At 45.8% G+C, this 21,937-nt stretch carries 20 protein-coding genes and 1 tRNA gene; 10 read left to right on the forward strand and 11 right to left on the reverse strand.

The features are described from left to right. Positions 1–1,956 (reverse strand): PPi-type phosphoenolpyruvate carboxykinase family protein (locus tag HNR50_RS21190; protein WP_484592921.1); only part of this gene is annotated, 1,956 nt, incomplete at its 3' end. Positions 1,957–2,286: 330 nt separating this feature from the next. Between HNR50_RS21190 and HNR50_RS21195 the strand changes: the two genes are divergently transcribed. The 3 genes from HNR50_RS21195 (at position 2,287) to HNR50_RS21205 (ending at position 5,531) form a co-directional block, all read left to right on the forward strand. Then, positions 2,287–2,360: transfer RNA gene (locus tag HNR50_RS21195), tRNA-Ala, on the forward strand. Between the two features lie 267 nt (positions 2,361–2,627). Beyond that, positions 2,628–3,749 carry an aldo/keto reductase gene (locus HNR50_RS21200; RefSeq protein ID WP_184748814.1) on the forward strand — a complete coding sequence of 374 codons (1,122 nt, stop codon included), beginning with the start codon at positions 2,628–2,630 and terminating at the stop codon, positions 3,747–3,749. Between the two features lie 210 nt (positions 3,750–3,959). After that, on the forward strand, positions 3,960–5,531 hold the full coding sequence (locus HNR50_RS21205) for a glycoside hydrolase family 3 protein (RefSeq protein WP_184748815.1): 1,572 nt from the start codon (positions 3,960–3,962) through the stop codon (positions 5,529–5,531). A gap of 42 nt (positions 5,532–5,573) precedes the next feature. Here the strand turns inward: HNR50_RS21205 and HNR50_RS21210 are convergent, their stop codons facing one another. Next, complete coding sequence (locus tag HNR50_RS21210) at positions 5,574–6,548, reverse strand: helix-turn-helix domain-containing protein (RefSeq protein ID WP_184748816.1); 975 nt, start codon at positions 6,546–6,548, stop codon at positions 5,574–5,576. A gap of 119 nt (positions 6,549–6,667) precedes the next feature. Continuing rightward, positions 6,668–7,162 (reverse strand): DNA-deoxyinosine glycosylase, encoded by a 495-nt coding sequence (locus tag HNR50_RS21215; protein ID WP_184748817.1) that lies wholly within the window; start codon positions 7,160–7,162, stop codon positions 6,668–6,670. Between the two features lie 148 nt (positions 7,163–7,310). On the opposite strand from HNR50_RS21215, the gene HNR50_RS21220 reads away from it, so the two are divergent. Next, positions 7,311–8,090: a hypothetical protein gene (locus HNR50_RS21220; protein WP_184748818.1), complete on the forward strand. Its 780-nt coding sequence runs from the start codon at positions 7,311–7,313 to the stop codon at positions 8,088–8,090. A gap of 57 nt (positions 8,091–8,147) precedes the next feature. On the opposite strand, the gene HNR50_RS21225 is transcribed toward HNR50_RS21220, so the two are convergent. Then, complete coding sequence (locus tag HNR50_RS21225) at positions 8,148–9,134, reverse strand: arsenic resistance protein (RefSeq protein ID WP_184748819.1); 987 nt, start codon at positions 9,132–9,134, stop codon at positions 8,148–8,150. Between the two features lie 125 nt (positions 9,135–9,259). Between HNR50_RS21225 and HNR50_RS21230 the strand changes: the two genes are divergently transcribed. After that, a complete protein-coding gene (locus HNR50_RS21230) occupies positions 9,260–10,903 on the forward strand; it encodes a hypothetical protein (protein WP_184748820.1) in 1,644 nt (547 codons plus the stop codon). Here the strand turns inward: HNR50_RS21230 and HNR50_RS21235 are convergent. From HNR50_RS21235 to HNR50_RS21245, 3 genes are read right to left on the reverse strand one after another with little or no spacing between them, the layout of a single operon-like run. Then, complete coding sequence (locus HNR50_RS21235) at positions 10,900–11,172, reverse strand: hypothetical protein (protein WP_184748821.1); 273 nt, start codon at positions 11,170–11,172, stop codon at positions 10,900–10,902. The genes HNR50_RS21230 and HNR50_RS21235 overlap by 4 nt on opposite strands. Next, on the reverse strand, positions 11,156–11,677 hold the full coding sequence (gene lspA / locus HNR50_RS21240) for a signal peptidase II (protein ID WP_343060258.1): 522 nt from the start codon (positions 11,675–11,677) through the stop codon (positions 11,156–11,158). Before lspA ends, HNR50_RS21235 begins: the two co-directional genes overlap by 17 nt. 26 nt (positions 11,678–11,703) lie before the next feature. After that, a complete protein-coding gene (locus HNR50_RS21245) occupies positions 11,704–12,465 on the reverse strand; it encodes a Nif3-like dinuclear metal center hexameric protein (protein WP_184748822.1) in 762 nt (253 codons plus the stop codon). Between the two features lie 28 nt (positions 12,466–12,493). Here HNR50_RS21245 and HNR50_RS21250 point away from each other — a divergent pair, with 28 nt between their 5' ends. The 3 genes from HNR50_RS21250 (at position 12,494) to HNR50_RS21260 (ending at position 16,749) form a co-directional block, all read left to right on the forward strand. Further along, a complete protein-coding gene (locus tag HNR50_RS21250; RefSeq protein ID WP_184748823.1) occupies positions 12,494–14,887 on the forward strand; it encodes a Lon protease family protein in 2,394 nt (797 codons plus the stop codon). 77 nt (positions 14,888–14,964) lie between these two features. Then, positions 14,965–16,446, forward strand: coding sequence for an HDOD domain-containing protein (locus HNR50_RS21255; RefSeq protein WP_184748824.1), 1,482 nt, complete (start codon positions 14,965–14,967; stop codon positions 16,444–16,446). A 72-nt stretch (positions 16,447–16,518) separates the two neighbouring features. Then, positions 16,519–16,749 carry a glutaredoxin family protein gene (locus HNR50_RS21260; protein ID WP_184748825.1) on the forward strand — a complete coding sequence of 77 codons (231 nt, stop codon included), beginning with the start codon at positions 16,519–16,521 and terminating at the stop codon, positions 16,747–16,749. On the opposite strand, the gene HNR50_RS21265 is transcribed toward HNR50_RS21260, so the two are convergent. From HNR50_RS21265 to rsmI, 4 genes are all read right to left on the reverse strand, one after another. After that, on the reverse strand, positions 16,739–17,524 hold the full coding sequence (locus HNR50_RS21265; RefSeq protein WP_184748826.1) for a TrmH family RNA methyltransferase: 786 nt from the start codon (positions 17,522–17,524) through the stop codon (positions 16,739–16,741). The two genes, HNR50_RS21260 and HNR50_RS21265, sit on opposite strands and share 11 nt — an antisense overlap. Continuing rightward, a complete protein-coding gene (locus tag HNR50_RS21270) occupies positions 17,524–18,663 on the reverse strand; it encodes an iron-containing alcohol dehydrogenase (RefSeq protein WP_184748827.1) in 1,140 nt (379 codons plus the stop codon). The genes HNR50_RS21265 and HNR50_RS21270 overlap by 1 nt, the downstream gene beginning before the upstream one ends. Positions 18,664–18,740: 77 nt before the next feature. Beyond that, positions 18,741–19,028, reverse strand: a complete 288-nt coding sequence (locus HNR50_RS21275) for a flagellar biosynthesis anti-sigma factor FlgM (RefSeq protein WP_184748828.1) — start codon at positions 19,026–19,028, stop codon at positions 18,741–18,743. Positions 19,029–19,086: 58 nt separating this feature from the next. After that, the gene (gene rsmI, locus HNR50_RS21280; protein WP_184748829.1) at positions 19,087–19,758 is read right to left on the reverse strand and encodes a 16S rRNA (cytidine(1402)-2'-O)-methyltransferase; all 672 of its coding nucleotides are present in this window, start codon (positions 19,756–19,758) and stop codon (positions 19,087–19,089) included. A 193-nt stretch (positions 19,759–19,951) separates the two neighbouring features. On the opposite strand from rsmI, the gene HNR50_RS21285 reads away from it, so the two are divergent. Then, positions 19,952–20,359, forward strand: a complete 408-nt coding sequence (locus HNR50_RS21285) for a hypothetical protein (RefSeq protein WP_184748830.1) — start codon at positions 19,952–19,954, stop codon at positions 20,357–20,359. A 73-nt stretch (positions 20,360–20,432) separates the two neighbouring features. After that, positions 20,433–21,917, forward strand: a complete 1,485-nt coding sequence (locus HNR50_RS21290; RefSeq protein WP_184748831.1) for an HDOD domain-containing protein — start codon at positions 20,433–20,435, stop codon at positions 21,915–21,917. Positions 21,918–21,937: the final 20 nt, after the last annotated feature.

Consider the following 21,937-nt stretch of genomic DNA (forward strand, 5'->3'; position numbering starts at 1 on the left):
CAGCTTGTTGGTTACCCAGCTGCCGTTCTTGTCCGTACCCACTTTCAGGTAACTGCCCACCAGCTCGCGGTTCTCGAACTTGAGGACATGGCCCGACTCGGAGTTGATAATATCGACGGAGAACTTGTCCCGCCAGTTTTTGCCCCATTCAGGCTGATAGAATCGTTTAACCACAAATATGAGCGCTTTAACCCTCAAGGGAATTTTGGCCAGCCACTGGTTGAATTCATCGGTGTTGTTCGACGAAGGAGAGAGGAGCTTGATAACCGAACCGAGAGACCGCTCTTCGCTGAGAAGGGGTCTGGTCGTATGTCCCGGTTTCAGGGTTTTTCTGTATTCGGGCTTGAATCTCTCGCCGTAATTGTAATTGATGATCTCTTCGGCTTTATCCATATCGGCCTTGAAATCGCCGATAAAAACGGAGCCGTAGGTCATGGCGTCGCTGATGGACTTGGAAATCTCCGATTTACCGCCGCCGGAAACCGTACAAGGTTTATGGCAGAAGGTTCCCTCGGCAACAGTTCCCACAAGTCTCCAGGCGGGAGATGCGGGATGTTTTTCCATCCGCACTTTGTAGCCCGAAGGATGAACGTAAATATTGTCGGGAAGAACTCTGAGCGATTTCTTTTTACCGTCGAGTTTCCAATGGGCTTTCTGGGTTTCCAGATCGATACGGGCATCCTCGGGAATGTAGATAATATTGTTGAAGTTCCGGTCTATGCCATAGCCGTCTTTCTGTTCGACGAAATCATCGCCCAGAACGGCTTTGAAATTTCCGAACCGGTGGTCCTTCTCCAGGTGGAGAAAATGCATGTTTGTATCGGGAAGGAACTGCGTACCAAGATTGAAGCTGGGAAAAGCCAGGGCTCCACCGGCATGCTCTTCCTCGGCGAGGCCGAGAAGGTTGGCCGAATAGCCGATCTGGGTTTTCACTTCTTTTTTGGTATATCCGAAATAGTTGTCGGCGATAAGAGTGACGATAACACCGCTCTCATCGCGGGCCGTCAGTTTGAAGGGAGAACCGTCGTTGTAAAGCTCCTCTTCAGACTCCCAGCACATTCCTTCCGCTTTCTGACGATCCGTAGCGTATTTCACATGAGGAAGACCGGCTTCCTTCTTGGTGACCTCTGTAAGATGGGGCGCCAGGATAACACAGCCCGTATGGCCGGTCCAGTGCTCCGGATCGAGAGCCGCATCGTGTTCCGGCAGATAGGGGTCGCCGGCATTCCCGAAAATGGATTCTGCGAAATCGAGGTTGCTCACCAGGTTTCCGGGAGCAAAGAAACGCACTTCCATGGTTTTCCGGGGCGTATAGCCGGGAACTTCGGGAACAACTATCGGCCTGAGGAGAAGAGAGAGAAACACATTGGCTTTCTCTTTCTGCGTTGAAGTAAAAGGCAGAATTTTAAGTTTATCCGGAGCATCGCTGAAAGATTTTTCTAGTAGAATGGCAAAAGTCTGTTTGGGAACGGATTTTTTATCGAAAGGAACGGGAAGCCCGCCTTCCGCTACGTGAAAAGATCCTTTTGTCGTTCTTCTATCGTTTTTAGGGTTATTCAGAACCCCCTGTTTGACTCTATATGAGCTGATGATGTCTGTAATGAATTCATTTTTATCAGGCGGAACGCTTAACTCTCTTGCCAGGCCATAACGGTCCAGGATAAGGGTATCTTTAGGAAGTTCAGGAGTTGAATCCAGCTTCAAATCCTCAAGATAGCGTTCCAGAAAATTCTGGATTCTTTGGTCAACGGGACAGAGATAGGTAGAAAGAAGCCGATTCTTCTCTTTGTAGTTCTCTATCAGGTCATGTGCAATATCGATATCAGTCACATCGGTTATGTCACTGTACGGAAGTCCCATGGAAGCCAGTTTAAGATTGATATATCTTAAAATCCGCTCCCTCTGTGCCGGATCATCTGCGCTGACGCCGAGTCCGAGCGATCTTTTTGGATCCATTATTTCCTCCTGAAATATATCTCATTCATTCACTGTCAAAAATTTCAAGTAATTCACTATTACTGCATTTAATAATTTAAACCATACGGAGGATATGTTCAAATGGTAGAGAAAAAGCTGAATAGATAATTTATTATTTAGTTAACAATTCAAAATAATCTTGACAGGATTTGAATATCTAATTATCATCACTTTCAGATTTGGGATAGACGTAGTTCCTGCGAATCTCTCAAACCTGACTTTTTGGACCGGCCGGAAACAAGTTTTCTGATCGTCCAATTGCCCTTGGGCTGGTCGAAGACTTTGTCTTCTGCTCGCCCCTGCATCCTTGGGGGTATAGCTCAGTTGGCTAGAGCGCCTGGCTGGCAGCCATGAGGTCATGGGTTCGAGCCCCATTACCTCCACAAGAATTAGAAGCATTGCGTTTGCAGTGCTTCTTTTTTTTTATAAATTCATGGGGCTCAATCGGGAATGAAAGCCAAACAGATTGAGTACCCGAAAGAATGCATCAGTGCAGGACACAGTATTTGGCAACAGACTTCTTATATAATTATGACTTCAATCTTCCAATTAATATAGTTGGAGTCCTGTTTCAGGCAACTGAAATAAAGCTCAAGCAGGCCTTTACTAAAAATTGCATTAAAAAGAAACGTATCCTATCATTTCATATCATGAAGAATACTTATTTAGGCAAAGAAATACCCAAACTCGGATTCGGGCTGATGCGGCTCCCCATGATCGGCGATGAGGTTGACATCGAACAGGTAAAACATATGGCGGATATATTCGTTGAGAACGGATTCACCTATTTCGATACAGCTTATCCTTATATAAACGGAAAATCGGAAGAAGCGGTAAAAGAGGCTCTGATCGGCCGATTCCCGAGGGAGTCCATTCAGATCGCATCGAAAATGCCGGTCTGGCTTTGTAATAAGCCAGAAGATTTCAACCCCCTGCTGGAAGTTCAGCTGAAAAGAACCGGAGCGGAGTATTTTGATTTTTACCTGCTCCATGCTCTGGATAGAAACCGCATGGAACAGATGGACAAAATCGGCGGCTGGGATTTTGTAAAAAGGGCGAAAGAGGAAGGGCTGATCAGACACTTCGGTTTTTCTTTTCATGATAAGGCAGACGTTCTGGATCAGATTCTGATCTCTCATCCCGAAGCGGAATTTGTACAGCTCCAGTTAAATTATGCGGATTGGGAAAACAGTGACGTGCAATCGGGAAAGTGTTACGAAATCGCAAGAAAGCACAATACGCCGATAATTGTCATGGAACCGGTAAAAGGCGGCAATCTGGCAAACATGCCGGGAGAAGCCGGTCGGATTTTTAAATCGAAAGAACCGGGAAAATCGGTTGCCTCATGGGCCATGCGCTATGCCGGATCGCTGGAAGGCATTATAACGGTATTGAGCGGAATGTCCGACCTGGATCAAATGCAGGATAATATCGATACGATGAAGGACTTTTCTCAATTGAGTGAAGAGGAATACGCCACAATAGAGCAGGTCGTGGATGTTCTTGCGAAAGCTGATACTGTTCCCTGTACATCCTGTAAGTATTGCGTCGACGGATGTCCTCAAAAGATCAATATTCCTGAAGTACTGGGTTCCCTGAACACCTATCGGACATACAAAGATCTCAAGGCCGTGAAGGGACACTATAATTGGGTCACAGCCAATAGCGGGAAAGCTTCGGATTGCATTGCCTGCGGCTATTGCGAAGAGCAATGTCCGCAGCATATAGCCATAATTGATGCGCTGCAGGAAGTGGCCGGGGTTTTCGGATAAGAAAAGAAGTAACAAATCCTAAAGGTGATCCTGAATAAAACCACCGACTCTGTCAGAAAATTTTCCATAGGGAAAATCCTTTATCGCTCAAGTAATTTAACATAACTCCCCAAACGGACACGGACTTGGTTGTATTTACCAACCAAGTCATATATATTCTCTTTATCAACATGTAAAAATATGGCTGCAGGGTTATTCCGGAGGATTTGTATGGATAAAGATCTACTGAAAAAAGCAGGACGAATGCTTGTATGCGGTTTCGACGGACTTGAACCGGGAGAGCATGCCAGAACGGCTGCCCGGGAATTACTGATTGGACACTGGATACTTTTTGCAAGGAATATCCGGGATCACGAACAGGTGGCGGAGCTCAACAAGTGGCTTGCCAGAGAGACCCGCAGCAATAATGGCAGCACGCCTTTTATAACAATCGATCAGGAGGGAGGTATCGTCAGCCGGCTCCATGGTGATCTTAACACTTATCCGGGAGCGATGGCCCTCGCGGCTGCCGGCGGTCCTGAAATCAGTGGAAGAGCTGCCAGAATTACGGCAGAACACCTCCACAGCCTCGGTTTTAATGTCAATCTCGCTCCGGTCGCAGATATAAACAGCAATCCTCAGAATCCGATTGTCGGCCCCCGCAGCTTCGGGGATGATCCGGAAGCTGTGTCGCAGCATATTATATCCACGAGCCGTGGCTATCTCGAGGGGGGGATTCTCCCTGTTGTGAAACACTTCCCCGGCCATGGCGACACATCGGAAGATTCCCACAAATCACTTCCCCTTCTACCCCATCCGGCACATACCCTTCAGAACCGGGAATTAATTCCTTTTATACAGGCAATTGAAGCAGACATACCGGCGATCATGGTAGCCCATCTTCTTGTGCCGGCTCTTTCATCAATCGATCTGCCTGCTTCGCTTAATGCTGATATTATTCAGGGATTACTTCGCAGAACAATGGGATTCGACGGGCTGATCATGACCGATTGCCTGGAAATGCAGGGAATATCACTCTATTACGATACAGGAGAAGCCGTTCTGAAAGCTGTAAAAGCCGGCGCGGATCTCTGCTTTATTTCCCATACCCTGGAAGAACAGGAAAAAGGAGTAAAGGCCCTTTACGATGGAATAAAATCGGGAACGATATCCGAGTCCAGGATAGATGAAAGCCTCCAAAGACAGCAGAGAATCATGATGAAAAACCTTCCCGGACAGTGGGAAGACGGGATTTCTATTCCCGGATGGTCGGGCCGATTGCCCGATCCCGAAATGGAGAATCTCAGCCGGAAAAGCCTGACGCTTCTGAAAAACACCAATTTCCTACCCTCATCAGGTCTTGAAGATTTCCCCGGATTCCAGATTCTATATTTCGTCCGTCCCGAACAGTTTATCGGAGAAAACACCGTCTCCGGAGGTGATCCTCTGGATCGGGTAGAGAAAGCTTTTCCCGAAAGCCGTTTCAGACGGATTCCCTCAGACAGGGCTGAAGAAGAATTGCGCCGCCGCCCCCTCGCATTGCAAGGGGTTGAGAAACTTCTGGTTCTCACCTGCGATACGGGATTTTATCCCGATGCGGTCAGCTTCATTCAAGAACAGATTAACGGACCACTTCCAGTCGGTGTCGCCGTAATGCGCACCCCCTATGAAGCCGGTCATTTCAAAGGGGCAGATTTCTTGCTCCTCGGTTATGAGAACACACGCCTGGCAGCAGACAGCCTCGTTGCTCTTCTCAAAGGAGAAATCACAGCTGAAGGAACATGCCCCGTTTCTATTTTATAATAAAAACAGCTCATTCCAAAGCAGGAGATCCTCTCCGGTCTTTCATTCCTTTGAAAACAACCCCATCAGTCCGACGAGACCGGCAAAAGCGATCCCGGCGACAGGCCAGATTATCCAGGTAATGCCCCATGCATGGGTCCAGAGGCTCCACCCGATGTAAATTGCCGTTACCAGAGGCCAGTAGAATGCACCGAGTTTTTCAGATCTTCTGGTTTGATCCCGTTTGACCGGAGAGAAATCCCCTTCGCCGAGAATCAGATTGTATGCGCTGTTTTCGGTTACACAGGGAATCAGCAGATAAACGGCGGCGCCGACCATAACGAGCATAAGTACCAGCATCAGAAGTACAACCGTTTGCGACTGACCGAATACGCTGACAATGACCAGAGGAACTGCGCTGACGATAATCATGGAAATATAAATGGATAATCGTATGCTATATGTCCCCTGCATCTGCTCGAGTTTTTCCGAGAAGACGCCCCGGACACCGTAGGACAGCTCAAAATTCCCTTCATCGATGCGGGTGAAACGACTGTTAAAGCCATTGCTTCTCAAAAAGAAACTGATCGCGATTGAAATAGCGACAAAGATCGAAACAAGCCCGAATGCCACAGCCGCATCTGAACCGATAAGAGCCCCCTCGCCGCTGGACAGGCCCAGGAGAAAAATCAATGGAACGACCGAGTAGATGCTTATCAGGACGCCTATGGAAATGTAGCGCGATTGTTCGATTTTCTTCTCTGCGTATTCGACAGCTTCTTCCAGAGTAACTTTAAAGATTCCCGGTTCTTTGTCTTCTCCGACTGTATCGGTTTCCTCAAGTTCATCTTTGATAAGGAAATCTGTGGAGACTCCGAACAGATCTGCCAGCAGAATTATTTTATTCAGATCCGGAATGCTGGCGGCGCTTTCCCATTTTGAAACGGATTGTCTGGAAACATTAATTTTCTCAGCCAGATCTTCCTGTGACCAACCGAGCTTCTTTCTCAAGCGAATAATTTTTTCAGCTAATATCATTTTTACGACTTCCTTCATTTTTATTTGCCTGAAACATAACAAAGCTTATAGTTGCAAGCTATCAATCGGCCTTTTAAATTTGTCAACCGGCAGTTGCATTTTCACTTTTTTTTCGAAAATCAACTGAGATACTCTTTAAGAACCGCCCATTTTTCGAGCTTTTCTCCATATTTCATAACATAAGCCGGACTCGTCGAAGGAAGCGCTTCACATAAATATTTTTCAGCTAATTCAGGATAATTCCGACGGAAGCTCTCATAGGATTTCCTGCCGTTGCAATATATTTTTACGATTCCTTCATACAAACTTAAAAAGGAAGGAAAATCATTTAGAATCTCATTCCGGATATTCTGATCCAGGCTCCCCTTTCTTTCACAATATTTAAACACATCCCAAACAGCGACTCTATGGTCCGTAAGAAAATTAATGCGTTCGGAATAGCTCTCAACATAGTCTTCTTCGAAAAGATCAAAAAGGATTTTCCAGAACTGGTTTCTCCGGTGCGCGTAATACTGCTGCATTCTGAGCGATTCAGCTCCGGGCATGGACCCCAGAATAAGGATTTGGGAATTCTGCGAGACGACAGGAGCAAAAGATTGAAGCACTTCCGACATAAAACAATATTAAACAATTAAGGCTGAAATCCAAAGAAGAATATTACCAAATCTCTATACTATTCATTTATAAACCATTTTACTCTTGCGGAATCTTAAGTTACAATAAGCTATAAAAAAACGTTAACTAATTATCTGAGTTAGTAGAGTGTCCAGAAAAACTATCTTTTTTATTGACCCGCACAATGTTGTCAGAAATAAACTATATGATAGCCTCATTGATGAAGAACACGAAGTCTATTTTCTGAATGATTACACATTATTCCCGGCGATTTGCCGATCCTTTAGCTCCCCTCTTATCATCATAAACCCCGACAGAGGCAGAAGTTTTTCCTTCTGGAAAACGAAGCTGAAAGAACTCTCGAACGACGGGAGCCTCTCCCATGTAAAAATTGCAATCGCAACATATAACCGATCTCTCTTAGAGGATCCTCTTTTTATCTCTCTCCCCGACAGATACTCTGTTCTTCTATTGAGAAATGAAAAAACTGACGGTACAGCTGAAATCATTCAACTGATACGGAACCACACAAAAGAGCGTAACAGAAAATACCTGAGAGCGGATTGCCGGAATGAAGAGACATCCTTCAATGTTAAAATCGACGGTATTTTCGAATACGGAACAATTTCCGAAATAAGTTCCGTGGGAATGTCCGTTCAGTTTCAGACCTCTATAGATTTGTTAAAAAACAGTTTTCTGCCCGATATTCAGATAAAGCTTAAAGGAAGTCTGCTTCTATTGTCCGCCGTAGTCGCAGGCTTCAGAACAGATCCTAATGGGAAAAAGATTTATGTGCTGCTTTTCGATGGGAGAACCCCGGAGAACAGCAGGTCAAAAATCCGCCATTTTGTCAGCAAAGTGATACATGGCGATGTAGAAAAAGAATTAGCGGTACAGATGAGAAGACGGCTTCCGGTCAGCGCCTGAAAAAAAAGAGCCCCGGAGGGCTCAATTATCATATTTAAAACTGATTCAAATAATCAATTATCCGGGAACTTTTACAATTTCAAACCTGGCGGCAGCGGGTGCGGCCACCTTTTTGACATACAGAGCCGCAAACTCAACCTGAACGATATAGGCGACTGAAATCAGCAGCGCCATATCGGCTCCGTTCTTTCCGAATACGTTCATGGCAATAGCCAGGGCTATGGAAAGATTCCTGATAGCCGTTCCGAAAATGACCGGACTCTGATTTTTAAAATCGAAAAGACTTTTGCCGACAAATATGGAAAAGAGAAAATTGATTATATAGAAAAGAACGATGGGAACAATCACATGAAGAAGTATCTGCGGATTGTTGTATATGGCTTTTGCCCTTAAGGCCATGGCGGCAAAAATCATAAGAAACAATCCCAGAGTCGAAATCAGAGGAAATTTCATTTTTATTTTCCTGTTATATTTCTCTTCTCCCACTTTTTTCACAATGAGAAATCTCGTAAAGACTCCGAGAACAAGCGGAAGAATAACGATAGAAAAGATTTGTATAAACATGGACATCATGGGAACTTCAACTTTCGCTCCCAGGAGGAACTGTATGTAGAGCGGCGCCAGTATCGCGCCGAGTATCATGCCGCTGGTCTGGATTTTAATGGCGCCGTTCAGGTTCCCTTTGGCGAAGCCTGTCCAGGATATGGTCATGCCCGAAGTGGGAATCAGACCGATAAGAAGCATTCCCATAATCATCATCGGTTCTTCTGCGAAAAAGATTTTTCCCAGGCCGAAAGAAACCAGAGGGATAAAAATAAAATTGATCAGCTGCGCTGCCACAACCGGCTTGTTATCTCCTCTTACAAAGAGCTTTTTTACCTGAAGATTGACCATCATGGGGTATACCATCAGGAACGTCAGAAAAAGAATAGTACTTTTCAGAAAGGTAACATCAAACAGAAGCCCGGCAACAAAACCGAGGACCATAAATACCGGTATAGTATATACCAGATGTTCCTTAAGAAATTTTAAAACTTTCCACATAAACAGATTCCTCCTCTAATTGCTTCGCCACTATATATAGTTTCTAATATATAGTCAACAATAAGAAATCTCATCTGCCTACTTCTTTTGTTGAAAAAACACCTTCTATTGGATAAAATTGTCTTATGAGTGACTTCAGCGACAATAATGTTCTTGATTCTGAACTTGAATCCCTTCTGGCTCCCATTGGCAGCACAGATGACAAACCGGATTTTGATGACTTATTCAGCGATAACAAACTTTCATCGCCAAAAGCAGAAGAAGTATCCATGCTTGAGGACATTACGAGCGAAGAATTTCACGCTGTAATAGATTTTGAATGTGAACCCAAGCCTTATTTCAACAATCCCAATTACTACAAATTTCTACTGACGGGTATGGGGGATATTTCAGACAAACTGCACAAAACACTGCAGAGCTATCTGAGAGCGACTGATCCGAAAGACAAAACGGTCTACCGGCAGCGCATGATCCCTCTGTACTGGGAATTGATCCGTAAACAGGTTGAAGTATTAAGCGAAGATTCGGAAATGCCCCGACGGCTTCTGATCCGCTATGGCGCTCTTCTTCCCAATGTCATTTCAGCGGAACAACGGAAGATGCTCTCTTCGATTATTTTTGAAAACCGTTTGGACGAACCGGTCCACTATGTTGACGAATGGTTTCTTTTCGTGGGCAGGGGCGACGTAGCTCCTCTTGCGACCGATGAAGAGTTTACCTATAGAAAAAAAAGCAAAGATGTTTCCGCCATTAAACAGCAGCTGACTAAAGCCAGGGGAGAAAAAGACTCCTATATTGCGGCCATCCGGAATCTGGAAATCCGGCAGAAGTCTGTGGAAAAGTCTCTTATGATGAAAGCCCAGGTTGTTTCCAGGCACGAAAGATCCCGGGTTTATACAGGTGTCCGGGACCCATACAACCAGTCCCAGAGAGCTTCCCTGGGAGAGATACTCTCCCATGTAAAGGAACTCCAGAATATCGACAGGGAAATAAAAGAGCGGTTTGACTCACTGCGCAGAAACGGCGAGAAGTTAAAGAACCTGGAACAGCAAGCTCATAGCGCCGGGGTGGGAACGTCTGTCGACCCCAGATTGGCATCAAAGGAAGTGGACAGCATACGGCAGATGGCGAAAATGTCTGTCGGCCGACAGGGAAACCATATGCCCATGCTGATGAAACAGTTCTTCTTCTCAAATATAAAAGCCATTGCCACGAGAGAAAATATCATAGACCTGCTCAGGCAATTTGAAAATATTGATCCGGGAGTGTTCAGGAGAACCTTCCGGCAGAAGACAACGAGAATCGTGCCTCATGTCATAATCCTCCCCTGTTTCGGAGACAGAGGTCTTTGCTGGGAGCCATTTGAAAAAACCAACAAATCGACAAGCCGCGGAAGAATCGGGATCCCCATGTTTCCCAAAGACCTGAAAGTCGCCGTGCTGACCGCTCTGGGCGATTTGCGATGGCAGGTCGCCAAGGAAAAAGCTCAGCATTACTGGATGCAGGAAGGTCTTACGGGGCATTATTATGAATGGTTCGACTCCAAAAAACTGAGAGGCGACGTCAGACTTAAATTTATCCAGGATTATATTTTATGGATGACGAAAGAGTCGGAAGGTGTGCAAAAGCTGGATAAAGATGTTCGCGGAATATTCTGGCGGGACATGCCTTTCCCCCTCCAGCTGAGAGAATCACTCAGAAAGAGGGGATTCGTTTATAACGAACTTTTCAAGAAAGACAAAAACAGAGAGATGTCCGACGGGTATTAACGCTTTCTCTTAAATAGAGGCGCGATATATTTCTCAAGATCCCATTTCTTATTGATGAACTTGATTATCTGGGAATAGATGAGATAACTTCCGACAACCGAAAGCATCACTGCGCCCAGGGTCAGAGCCGATACGAGCTGACTGCTTGTTTCGGCTGTAAATGCGAAACCGATCAGATAGAGAAATAGAATCAGCAGAATCAGCATGATTCCGATATTGACGATTGTCCCTACTATGAGGAACAGAAATGTATTAAGTTTCTTGTTCATGTTTATTTTTTCCTTCCAAGGCAAAAGTTATAAGCAGGAGAATGCCGAAGACGACAATTGATGAATCGGCTACATTGAAAACGGGAAACCGCTCCATTCCGAACAAACCGTAGAATTTCACGCTGACAAAGTCCACCACTCCGTCGGGACGGAAGATGCGGTCAATGAGATTTCCAACTCCACCGCCTAGGATTCCCGCCATCAGCCACCGCTGTAAAACCGTTATGCCATTGGCACGGAGTATATAAACAACCAGCCCGGCCATAACGATCAGGGGAATAATAATAAAAAGTATGATTCTGACGAAATTGGGAACAGAGTCTCCCATACTGAATGCAATACCGAGATTTTTTACATGGACGATCCACAGAAAATCGTTCCAGAAGGAATATCCAATGGAATTGACAGCAATGTTGTCTACAATCAGTTTTTTACTGATCTGATCGGCTGCGATAAGAAAAGCCGGCAGAACCATTGTCAGGCTTCTCTGCATATTTTTATTCACAAATCTTCTCCGTGTTTTTATGGAAATTAAAGTCCGGTAGGAATATCGATGAACTCCGTTTCTATGGACAATTCCCGCTTTATCTTTTCAGCCAGTAGTTTAACACCATAGACTTCCGTTGCATAGTGGCCCCCGCAGATCACGTTGATTCCCGCTTCCAGAGCGGCATGATACAGAACATGCCCGGCCTCTCCGGTAAGATATAAGTCCGCGCCGGCTTCAATCGCCTGATCGAGATCATGGGAAGCGCTTCCGGATATGAGAGCGACGGTGCGGATTTCATCCTTTCCGAATGGCAGCACTCTGACACTCTCCTCCCAGCTTCCGAAAAGACGGGCCGTAATTTCATCGCGGGTCTGAGGCGTTTCGAATTCCCCCTTCCATCCGATATGAACGCCTTTGTAGGCACCGAAGGGCTCGAGGGATTTCAACCCAAGAGCTTTAGCCATTCCGGCATTGTTGCCGAGTTCCTCATGCATATCCAGAGGAAGATGAGCGGCATAAAGGGCCAGATCATTTTTGATCAGAATTTCCATCCGTCTGTAAAAATCGCCGGTTACGGGAATGACACGGCCCCAGTACAGGCCGTGATGAACGAATAGCATATCGGCTCCCGACTCTGAAGCCCGGCGGAAACTCTCCATAGATGCGTCAACGGCAAAAGCGATTTTCTTCAACTCCTTTTCTGTTCTTCCCACCTGAAGCCCGTTCAAAGAAGCATCGCGACCGGCCATTTCATTGATATTTAAAATATTTCTTACCCATTTATCAAATTCTTCTACGTTCATAGGGCCATTGTAAATTATTATTTATAACATGAATAGAAATATAAAAGAACTTTCCTACGACGATCTGAAACTGACAGTTGATATTCCCGATCATGACAAAACTTCGGTTGATACGGGCAGCTGGGGAATAATCGGTCAGCCAAGAGCCCTGAAAGCCCTCAAGATGGGAATTGAAATAAAAGCAAAAGGCTACAATCTCTTTGTCTCCGGGGACCCCGGCACAGGCAGAAAAACAGCTACCATGCAAATCCTGAAAGAGCACAGCAGAAAAACATCTCCCCTGAAAGATATAGCTTATGTATACAATTTCGATAAACCGGAAAATCCAAAAGTGCTCTATTTCCCGGAAGGGTCGGCTTCGCGATTTAAGAAGAAAATGAAAGGGCTGGTGGAGAAGCTCAAATCCATCATTGAGGAGAACCTCTCTGAAGAGACATATAAAAGCGAAAGGGACAGACAGATAACTCAGATCGAAAGCCGGGAGAACCGGATCCTTTCCGAATTTGAAGACAGGCTTGTCGAGGCGGGATTTCGCACCATTCAGGTTCCCGATGAAGAGAACGAGGAAGCGCTGACAGATCTGGTTCCGCTTTATAACGATGAAGCTGTGACTTTTGAAGAACTGCAAACTTTCGTAACCGCCGGCACCATTACCGAAGAGCAGTGGCAGGCTATCCGCGAGCGCTACTACTACTTCATGGATGAAATGAAGAACATCTTCTCATCCATAAAGAGAGAACGGGAACAGATGGAAAAAGACCTGCGCAAATCCGCCGAGGAAGCCGTCCGAAAGAGCATTGCCGGTGAGCTGCGGAAAATCCGGAAATCCTGGACTTTGCCGGAGGTCAGAGAATATCTGAGGGATATGGAAAAAGATGTGATCCAGTTCCACAGCCTTCTCATCGATGAAAACGCCGAAGAGGAAATGGGAGATCTGCTCTCCGAACGATACGATGTCAATATCATTGTTGAGCACAGCAAAGAAGATCAGCTGCCGGTTCTGACGGAAAATCATCCTACCGATGCCAATCTTTTCGGTACCATTGAAACATCTGTGGATTTGAGCGGAGAGGGACGGACTTCCTTCATGATGATCCGGAGCGGTTCTCTGATTTCAGCCTCGGGAGGTTTTCTCATCCTCCAGGCCGAAGACATATTGAAAAACGATGAGCTGTGGAACGGTTTGAAAAGGGTTCTCCAAACCGGACAGGTCGAAGTCAGGGGGCAGCAGTCTCCTTTAGGCATTCCCATGACAAATATGAAGCCGGAACCTGTCAGGATCGACACAAAGGTGATAATTATCGGGCCGGCGGATCTCTATTTTACTCTGTCCCAGCTGGACAGCGATTTCATCAAGCATTTTAAAATCAGCGCGGAATTCGATTCCGACATGGAACGCAACAATTCGACGATCGGCGAGTACACCGGTTTTATCCACAACCTCATTAAAAAGGAAGAATTGCGGTCTATAGACGACGACGGGATTCTGGAAGTATGCCAGTACGGCATTAAACTTTCCGACAGAAGAGACCGCCTGAGCACAAGGTTCTCACTTATATCCGACCTGCTGCGCGAGTCTGATTACTGGGCGGCCCGGGAGGGAAAGGACCTGATCGATAGAAACTCTGTCATCAGAGCCATAAGAGAAAAGAACTACATACTGAACCTGCCGGAAGAGAAGCTGGATGACCAGATAAACAGAGGGGTTATTCTCATAGACAGAGAGGGAGAAGCCATAGGCGCCGTAAACGGGCTGGTCGTATTTGACAGAGGATATCACTCCTTCGGTTTGCCGGTCCGGATTACCGCATCAGCGGGTCCGGGCAAGGGAGGTGTCATTAATATTGAAAGGGAAGCCGGTCTTTCCGGAAACATTCACGACAAGGGCATGTTCATTCTCGAAGGTTTTGTAAGAAAGCGTTTCGGCAATACCTACCCGCTCTCCTTCACGTCGTCCATTTGCATGGAACAATCATATACAGGAGTTGACGGGGATTCGGCTTCGGCAGCGGAATTATTCTGTCTTGTCTCTGAAATATCAGAGGTCCCTCTCCGCCAGGACCTTGCCGTGACTGGATCGATAAATCAGCTCGGCCATATTCAGCCGGTCGGGGGAGTCTCTGAAAAAATCGAGGGATTTTTTACGGTTTGCAGCAAGAACGGCTTAACGGGAACCCAGGGAGTTATCATACCGGAAAGCAACAGGGACAACCTTTTATTGCCTTCGCGTATTCTGGAAGCGGTCAAAGAGGGAAACTTCCACATCTACACAATGAGAACTGTCGATGACGGACTGGCTTTGCTGACAGGCATGAAAACAGGAGAGAAAGGCGGGCAGGGAAGATATCCCGAAGATTCTCTGAACGGCAGAATCGATGAAAAACTGAGAGAATTCAGCCGTCTGAGCCGTGAAGAGAAGTAAACTTTCTTGACAGTAGGGGACCCCCCATTATAATTTGATATATAATCGTGAATAGTTTCACTTAAGGAAGTGCATCAGTGGCTCTTAATATCGACAGAGAAAAAATCATTCGAGCTGTAAGACAGTCTATCCCATTGGCAATTACAACATACAAACTGCCCCATGAAACGGAAATGGATCTGGAAAATGTTCTGGGTATGTTTCTGAAGGAAATGGATCAGGATATGCTGAAGGACCGTCTGGCCTACCGTCTGAGAGAGCTGGCTGTCAATGCCAAGAAAGCCAATACGAAAAGGGTTTACTTTGAGGACAAAGGTCTCGACCTCGCCAATAAAGAGCAGTATGAAGAAGGAATGCGGAACTTCAAGGAAGAGACTTTCAACAATCTCGATTACTACCTGAACCTGCAGAAGGAAAAGGGTCTGTACATTAAGATAATTTTCCACAGCCGCGGCAAAAAATTTAAAATATCCATCAAGAACAACGTTGAAATCAACAGAAAGGAGCAAATGAGGATTTACGACCGTATCGCCCGATCAAGAGCTTTCGACTCCATGGAAGAAGCTTTCGCCGAAGTTCTTGATGATTCGGAAGGAGCCGGACTGGGAATCGTCATCCTCATACTCATGCTGAGAAAAATGGGTCTCGATGAAGAATCTTTTGAGATCGAAGGCGAAAACGGCGTAACAACAGCATCCATAACCATACCCATGGGCGAAGTTCACCTTGAAAAACTTGAACTCCTTACCAGGCAGATCGTCGATGAAATTGAAGCCCTTCCCCAGTTCCCCGATAATATCGTTCATCTGCAGAAACTGATTAACGACCCGGACTCGGAAATTGCTGAAATAGCCCGCCGGATCGCGACAGACCCGTCGCTGACAGCGGATCTGTTGAAAACCGTAAACTCAGCGCAATTTATGCTTCCCAACAAAGTGGACAACATCGCCGACGCTGTAAAAATGGTCGGCCTCCGCGGTTTGAAAAACCTGCTCTACAGCTATGGAACGGAAAAGATATTGAACTTCCCCGAAAAGAAAGAGCTTTGGGAGCATGCGCACAGAACAGCATATTATTCTTATAACCTGGCCAGAAACAGACGGCTGAAGAAAGAAATGGTCGACGACGCCTATATCGGCGGCATCCTCCACGATATGGGAAAAATCGTGTTTTCCAATGTTCACCCCATGCTGATTGAACGGATACAGGAGTTTTCTACGGAAAAAGAGATTCCCGGAGAACTCTTCGAAAGGCTGTCAGCCGGTTACAATCATGCGGAAGTGGGCGCCAAGATCGCCGAGAAATGGAACTTCCCTGATTCTCTTGTCGCCGCGATCGGGTATCACCACAACCCGGAAGCGAGTCCGGCTGACTACAAGCCGCTTGTCTACACGATTTACCTGGCCAATGCCATATGTAATCTTGAGAAAAAAGAGATAAGCTTTGACCAGCTCGATGAAAAGGTGCTGGCTTTCTTCAGGATATCCAATGAAAGTCAGATAAAACACATTATGACCAGGCTTTCCAAAGATTTCGAAAACGAAAGATCAAAGATTTAGCATTTCCCTCTTTACTTTGTTTTTTGTATATATTATATTTCATATATACAAAAAAATAGGAAAGGAGCGGCCATGACAGTTAAAATATACTCTACTCCCACTTGTTCATACTGCAATATCGCAAAAAAATATTTCCGTGAACACAATATAAAATTCACTGATTACAATGTAATGATCAACCCTAAAAGAGCCCAGGAGATGGTCGACAAGTCAGGACAGCGCGGAGTTCCCGTCATTGATATAAACGGAAAGATTATAGTCGGGTTCAATCAGACTGAAATAGAAAGAAGCCTTAAAAGGTAAAAGTGTTAAACCATTTCTGAAGTGCTATTCCCGTGGCGACAGAAACGTTGATGGAACCCTTCAAACCTCCCGTTCTTATCGACACCCGTCCCAGGCTGCTGTCCGCAGCATCCAGAGAAGCGGGGCTGACGCCAAGTTCTTCAGATCCGATGATCAATGTTCCTTTTTCAGGAAAGGGAAAGGATTCCAGAGCGGTTCCTCCCAGCTCCAAAGCGAAAAGCGGATGAACGAGATCATCTAATTTCCCATAGCTCCATGGCAAAATATCGGTACAGCCCATGGAGCTTCTTTTTGCCCTTCTGTGATCGGGAGAACAGGTTTCTTCCGACAGGATAATCTCTTTAATGCCGAAAGACTCGGCTGAACGGAAAATCGATCCGACATTAAAGGGAGAGCGGACTCCATCCAGATAAAGATAGAGCTCACCTGAGACCCGTTCCGAACGGGCCGCCTCATTTTTCGAAGGAAGAAAATCCCAGTCCCCGGGTTCCGCTCCGACAGCACTTTGCAGCTTATACCGGAGGGAATTGCACGACCATAAAAGAGTGTCTTCTTTCCCTTCTGTTTCCAGAGCGGATATTAAACTTCGGCAGGCTTTATGAACTTTTTCTTCATAAAAACGATCTCTGAGAATCATATCAGCCAGTCCCGCGAGATAAACCCTGTTTATTGACCCGCCGGATTTCAGGTTCTCTTCAAATCCCTGAAGAAGCAGAGGAAATTTCCTTCTCCTCGTATCGTCTTTAAGAGATGCCAGTTTCCTGAGAGTAATCATCAGAACGATTCCCGGAGAATCTCGAAAAGGCTGTCCGCCCCGACAGTCTGATTGACATTGGATAGCAGCGCCGAGGTAATATCGGAACAGATGGACAGTTCGTCGGATTTGATTTTCATCTCTTCCAGCCGGACAGGCAGTTTATACCGGGCGATGATGCTTCTGACCATTGTGCTGAGAGAATCTCTCTCACCCAGGGAAGACCAACCAAGACCTTCTCTCAAAGCTTTGGCAGCCTGCCCCGCTCTATCGGTAGAGGAGTATATGGAGGAATCAAAAACATGGGGATAAAGGGTTGTAACCAGCGAAACGCGGGGAACCTTGTAATAGGACCCTGTTACATAGGCGAGCATCAATCCCGGTAATGGTCCAGTCATGGAGAGAGCCATAGCGGAACTGACTGAGGCCTCGCAGGCAATTTTTCTGAAATTCAAATCCCCCTGATTCCCCGAAATCTTATCGAGAACCGAAGTGACTTTTCCAATGGCATCGAGTGCCGCTGTTTCAACAAGAAAGGACGATTGTCTGCTGATATAAGCCTCAATGGATGAGAGGAGTATCTCCATTAAAGCCAGTAATGAATATTTTGCCGGAAGCGAGACAGTCAAAGTCGGATCGACAATGATCTGTTTTGTGCTGAATGGCGGCAGATGGGAAATCGACGAAGTTCTCTGCCGGCTTTCCGTTATAAAACAGGATTCCGAAAGAAGAAAAGGGTCTCGAAGAGATGTCGGCACGGAAATAAAGGGAAGTACGATTCTCCTGGTAACACGATCTGTAAAAAAATCATCGATATTGCCTTCTCCGGCAGCAACAAAAGCCACGGCTTTTGCAAAAGAAAGAGTGCGGACTCCGCCCAGGCCGACAATGACCTGGCTGTGGCTTCGTTCAGCGAGAGACACGGCTTCTTCAATGGAAAATGTGGAAGCTGAAGATTTAACATCGCTGTAAACCAGCACCTTAAGATGCTTTTTCTCCAGAATGCCTTTTACGTAATCGAGAGTTCCTGTGCTTTTATGAACTGAATCGGAAATGAGCAGAACCCGCTCGCCCCAGCTAGATGCCTCACTGCCGAGTCTTAAGATTTCCTTGTTTCCGAAAATAAGCGACCCGGGAAATTCCAATCTGATTTCAGCCATAAAACCCTCTCATTTTGCAGCAAAAAAAAGACAGAGTTGAACCCTGCCTTTCTTTCTAAGATTCCCGCTGAATTCTGTCAGCGGATTCCGAACATATCCATTATGCTATCGGCAACTTCGCCCAGCACTTTGTCGTTAATGTAATTGGGATCCTGAAGCTTGGCTTTGACTTCTTCAACTCTGTCCATTCTGATATCGGGAGATGACTTGGCCGTATCAGCTGCTTTCAGGAGTTCCGCACTTCTCTTGGCTTCATCCGAAACATTGACAGAATCCGCTTCGTTTTTCTTGACAACTTTTGATGTCTTGCTTGTTTTGTTGTATTTGGCTACCGGATCAACGGGACCCAATCTGTCTATTGTCATCTTATCTCCTTTGCTCCCACATTAATACTATCGTCAAAATTCCGATAACATTAACATTTTATTTCCCCGAAACAAGAATTGCGAACTCACCTTTAATTGTAACCTCTTTTCCCAGCATTTCAAGGAGACTTTTAGTTGTTCCCTCGACATACTGCTCATGGATTTTGGTCATTTCCCGGCCTATGAGAGCTGTTCTTTCCGGTTCCAGCTCAGTCAGTTCGCCCATTAATTTCTCTATTCTGAAGGGTGACTCATAGACGACAAAAGCTTCTTCTCTATCGAGCAGTTCCCTCAGCCTTTTTTTTCTTTTTCCCGATTTCTGAGGCAGAAAACCTTCAAAAAGAACGCTTTTACCCTTATACCCGCCTATGCTGGCCAGTGCGGTCTGAGCCGACGGACCGGGCACGGGAATGGTTCTGAAACCGGCATCTCTCGCCGCTCTGACGAGGATGGAGCCGGGATCGCTGATACCGGGCGTTCCCGCATCGGAAACATAGGCGACATCTTTCCCCTCATCGAGGAGCTTTATAATGCCGGCGGAACTCTGAACCTCATTTCTGGCCCTGCAGCTGATCGTATGCTTCGCAATGCCGTAATGGGACAGCAGTTTTTTAGAAAGCCTGGTATCTTCACAGGCTATGACATCGACATTCTTAAGGATCTCAACGGCCCGGTAGGTCACATCTTCCAGATTGCCGATGGGAGTCGCTACAATATAAAGATCACCCATAACACCATTTTACTGATTAATCTTTCTCTTGCCTACGTTCTGAACCGACACTAGACTTATAAATATGGATATTGATCATACTGGCAGCTAACCTTACCATCGTCGATTCGAAAGAGGCCGCTGAGAAAGAAATAAGGATCTTGCGGAATTAGTTACAACTTCTCCGGCATAAGATCAGAGAAATATTAAAACCATGTTATTGAAAATTACCGTAGCTGTCCTGCTGGCAGCTGTTCTCGTTATCATCATAATCTCTCTGTTAAGGAAAAATCGGCCGGAAAATCCGATTTCCGATGAAAGTTTCCGGAAAGAGAATTCCTACCGCAACTGCCCTATATGCGGAACGCCTCTTCTAAGAGGGGAAACAGTCCACTCTCATCTCTATCCGGGAAAACCGGACGGCATGATGTACATTTACGGCTGTCCCTTCTGCCACAAAGATCATCCCCGATTCAAAGGCGGCCGCGAAGTCGAAAGAATCTGCCCCTATTGCAAAGTGAAAATCCCATCAGATGGATGGGTGGTAGCCCGGGTGTTCGAAAAGCCGGAAAAAACTCATGTTCACGTTCTGGGATGCACTGTCTGCCGCAAAGTTAAATAAAAATTTGACGACCTGCCAACAATTTCATATTACAATTTAAGATACCGGTCAGATCCGGGCAGGGAGTGGAACAATGGAATACACAAAAACTAACGATATTGCCATAAGAGATATTCGGAACGAGTTTATCACAAAAAAAGAGTTTTCCTGCAATCTGCCCTATTCATCAAAGGAAGGGGATGTCTTTTTATCCCATGCCTTCCGAACTATTCTGGAAGAGCTGAAACAGGAGACCATGTTTCTCCACCTCGAGTATGTCCTGACCGAACTGGTTCTCAATGCCTCGAAATCCAATCTGAAACGGCTGTATTTCAAAGAGAAGGGTTTGGATATCAAAAACGGCGGCGACTATGAAACGGGAATGAAAATGTTCCGTAAAGAAGCCATGGGAAACCCGGACTACGAAGCGAAGCTGAAAGACGCCGGCAGCTTCGTCAACGTCAGCATTAAATCCGACGGAACGACGATAAACCTCCGGATTACGAACAACAACCCCATGCTCGACATAGAAAGAAAGCGAATCGCAGAAAAACTGAGCATAGCTCACGGTTTTGACGACATTACAGACCTATTCAACCAGACTTTCGATTCCTCTGAAGGCCGCGGCTTCGGGTTGATCATCATCGTTATGATGCTGAGAAAAATCAGCCTGAACGAAAACGCTCTGATTTTTTCAAATGAGGGAGACCACTCAGTCACATCCATCCATATTCCCGTCAGCACGCTGCAGAAAGATCATGGAAAAATCATTGCCAGCGAAATCGCCGTCGAAATGGAGCGGATGCCGCAGTTTCCAGAGAGCATAGTCGCTCTGCAGAAGGAACTGTCCGACCCTAACTGCTCTTTTGCGACAATTACCGGCAAAATCACCTCCGATCCGGCTTTGACGGCGGAAATCATCCGGATTGCCAACTCTCCGGTTTATAAAGTCCGGAGCGAGATCACCGATGTGGCCGGCGCCGTTAGAATCATGGGTATGCTGGGCGTCAAATCAGTCCTCTACAATTACGGCATGAACAAAATCATGCAGAGCAAATACGACAAAAACGTGATTAAGGAAGTCAACGAGCATTCCTATTACGTGGCCCGGGTCTCCGCCTATCTGACGTCATACAAGAAACTGGGGAAAGTAACAGAAGATGTATATGTTGCGGCATTACTCCACGACATGGGTAAGATCATCGTCAATTCCATGAACAGAGATCTGGAAAACAACCTGAAAAAGCTCTGTTCGGAAAAATATATTCCCACATCGGTCCTGGAAGACCTGACAAAAGGCTACAATCACGCCATGATCGGCTCCGAAGTGGCGGAGAAGTGGAACTTTCCGGAAAAATACATTACGGCCATTGCCTTCCATCACATCCCCCTCGATGTGACAGATGAATACAAGGACCTCATTTATGCCATCTATCTGGGAAATGAACTTTATTATTATCTGAAAGATGAAAGGGAATTCTTTGACCTGAACTACATGGTTCTGGAGTATTTCGAACTGGAAGAGGAAGAGCATTTCATCGAATTTATCCAGAATTTGAAAATGCAGGGATTTGATTAAGACTTATATTAGATTAAAGT

The sequence above is a fragment of the Spirochaeta isovalerica genome (genome assembly GCF_014207565.1).
Taxonomy (GTDB): Bacteria; Spirochaetota; Spirochaetia; order DSM-2461; family DSM-2461; genus Spirochaeta_F; species Spirochaeta_F isovalerica.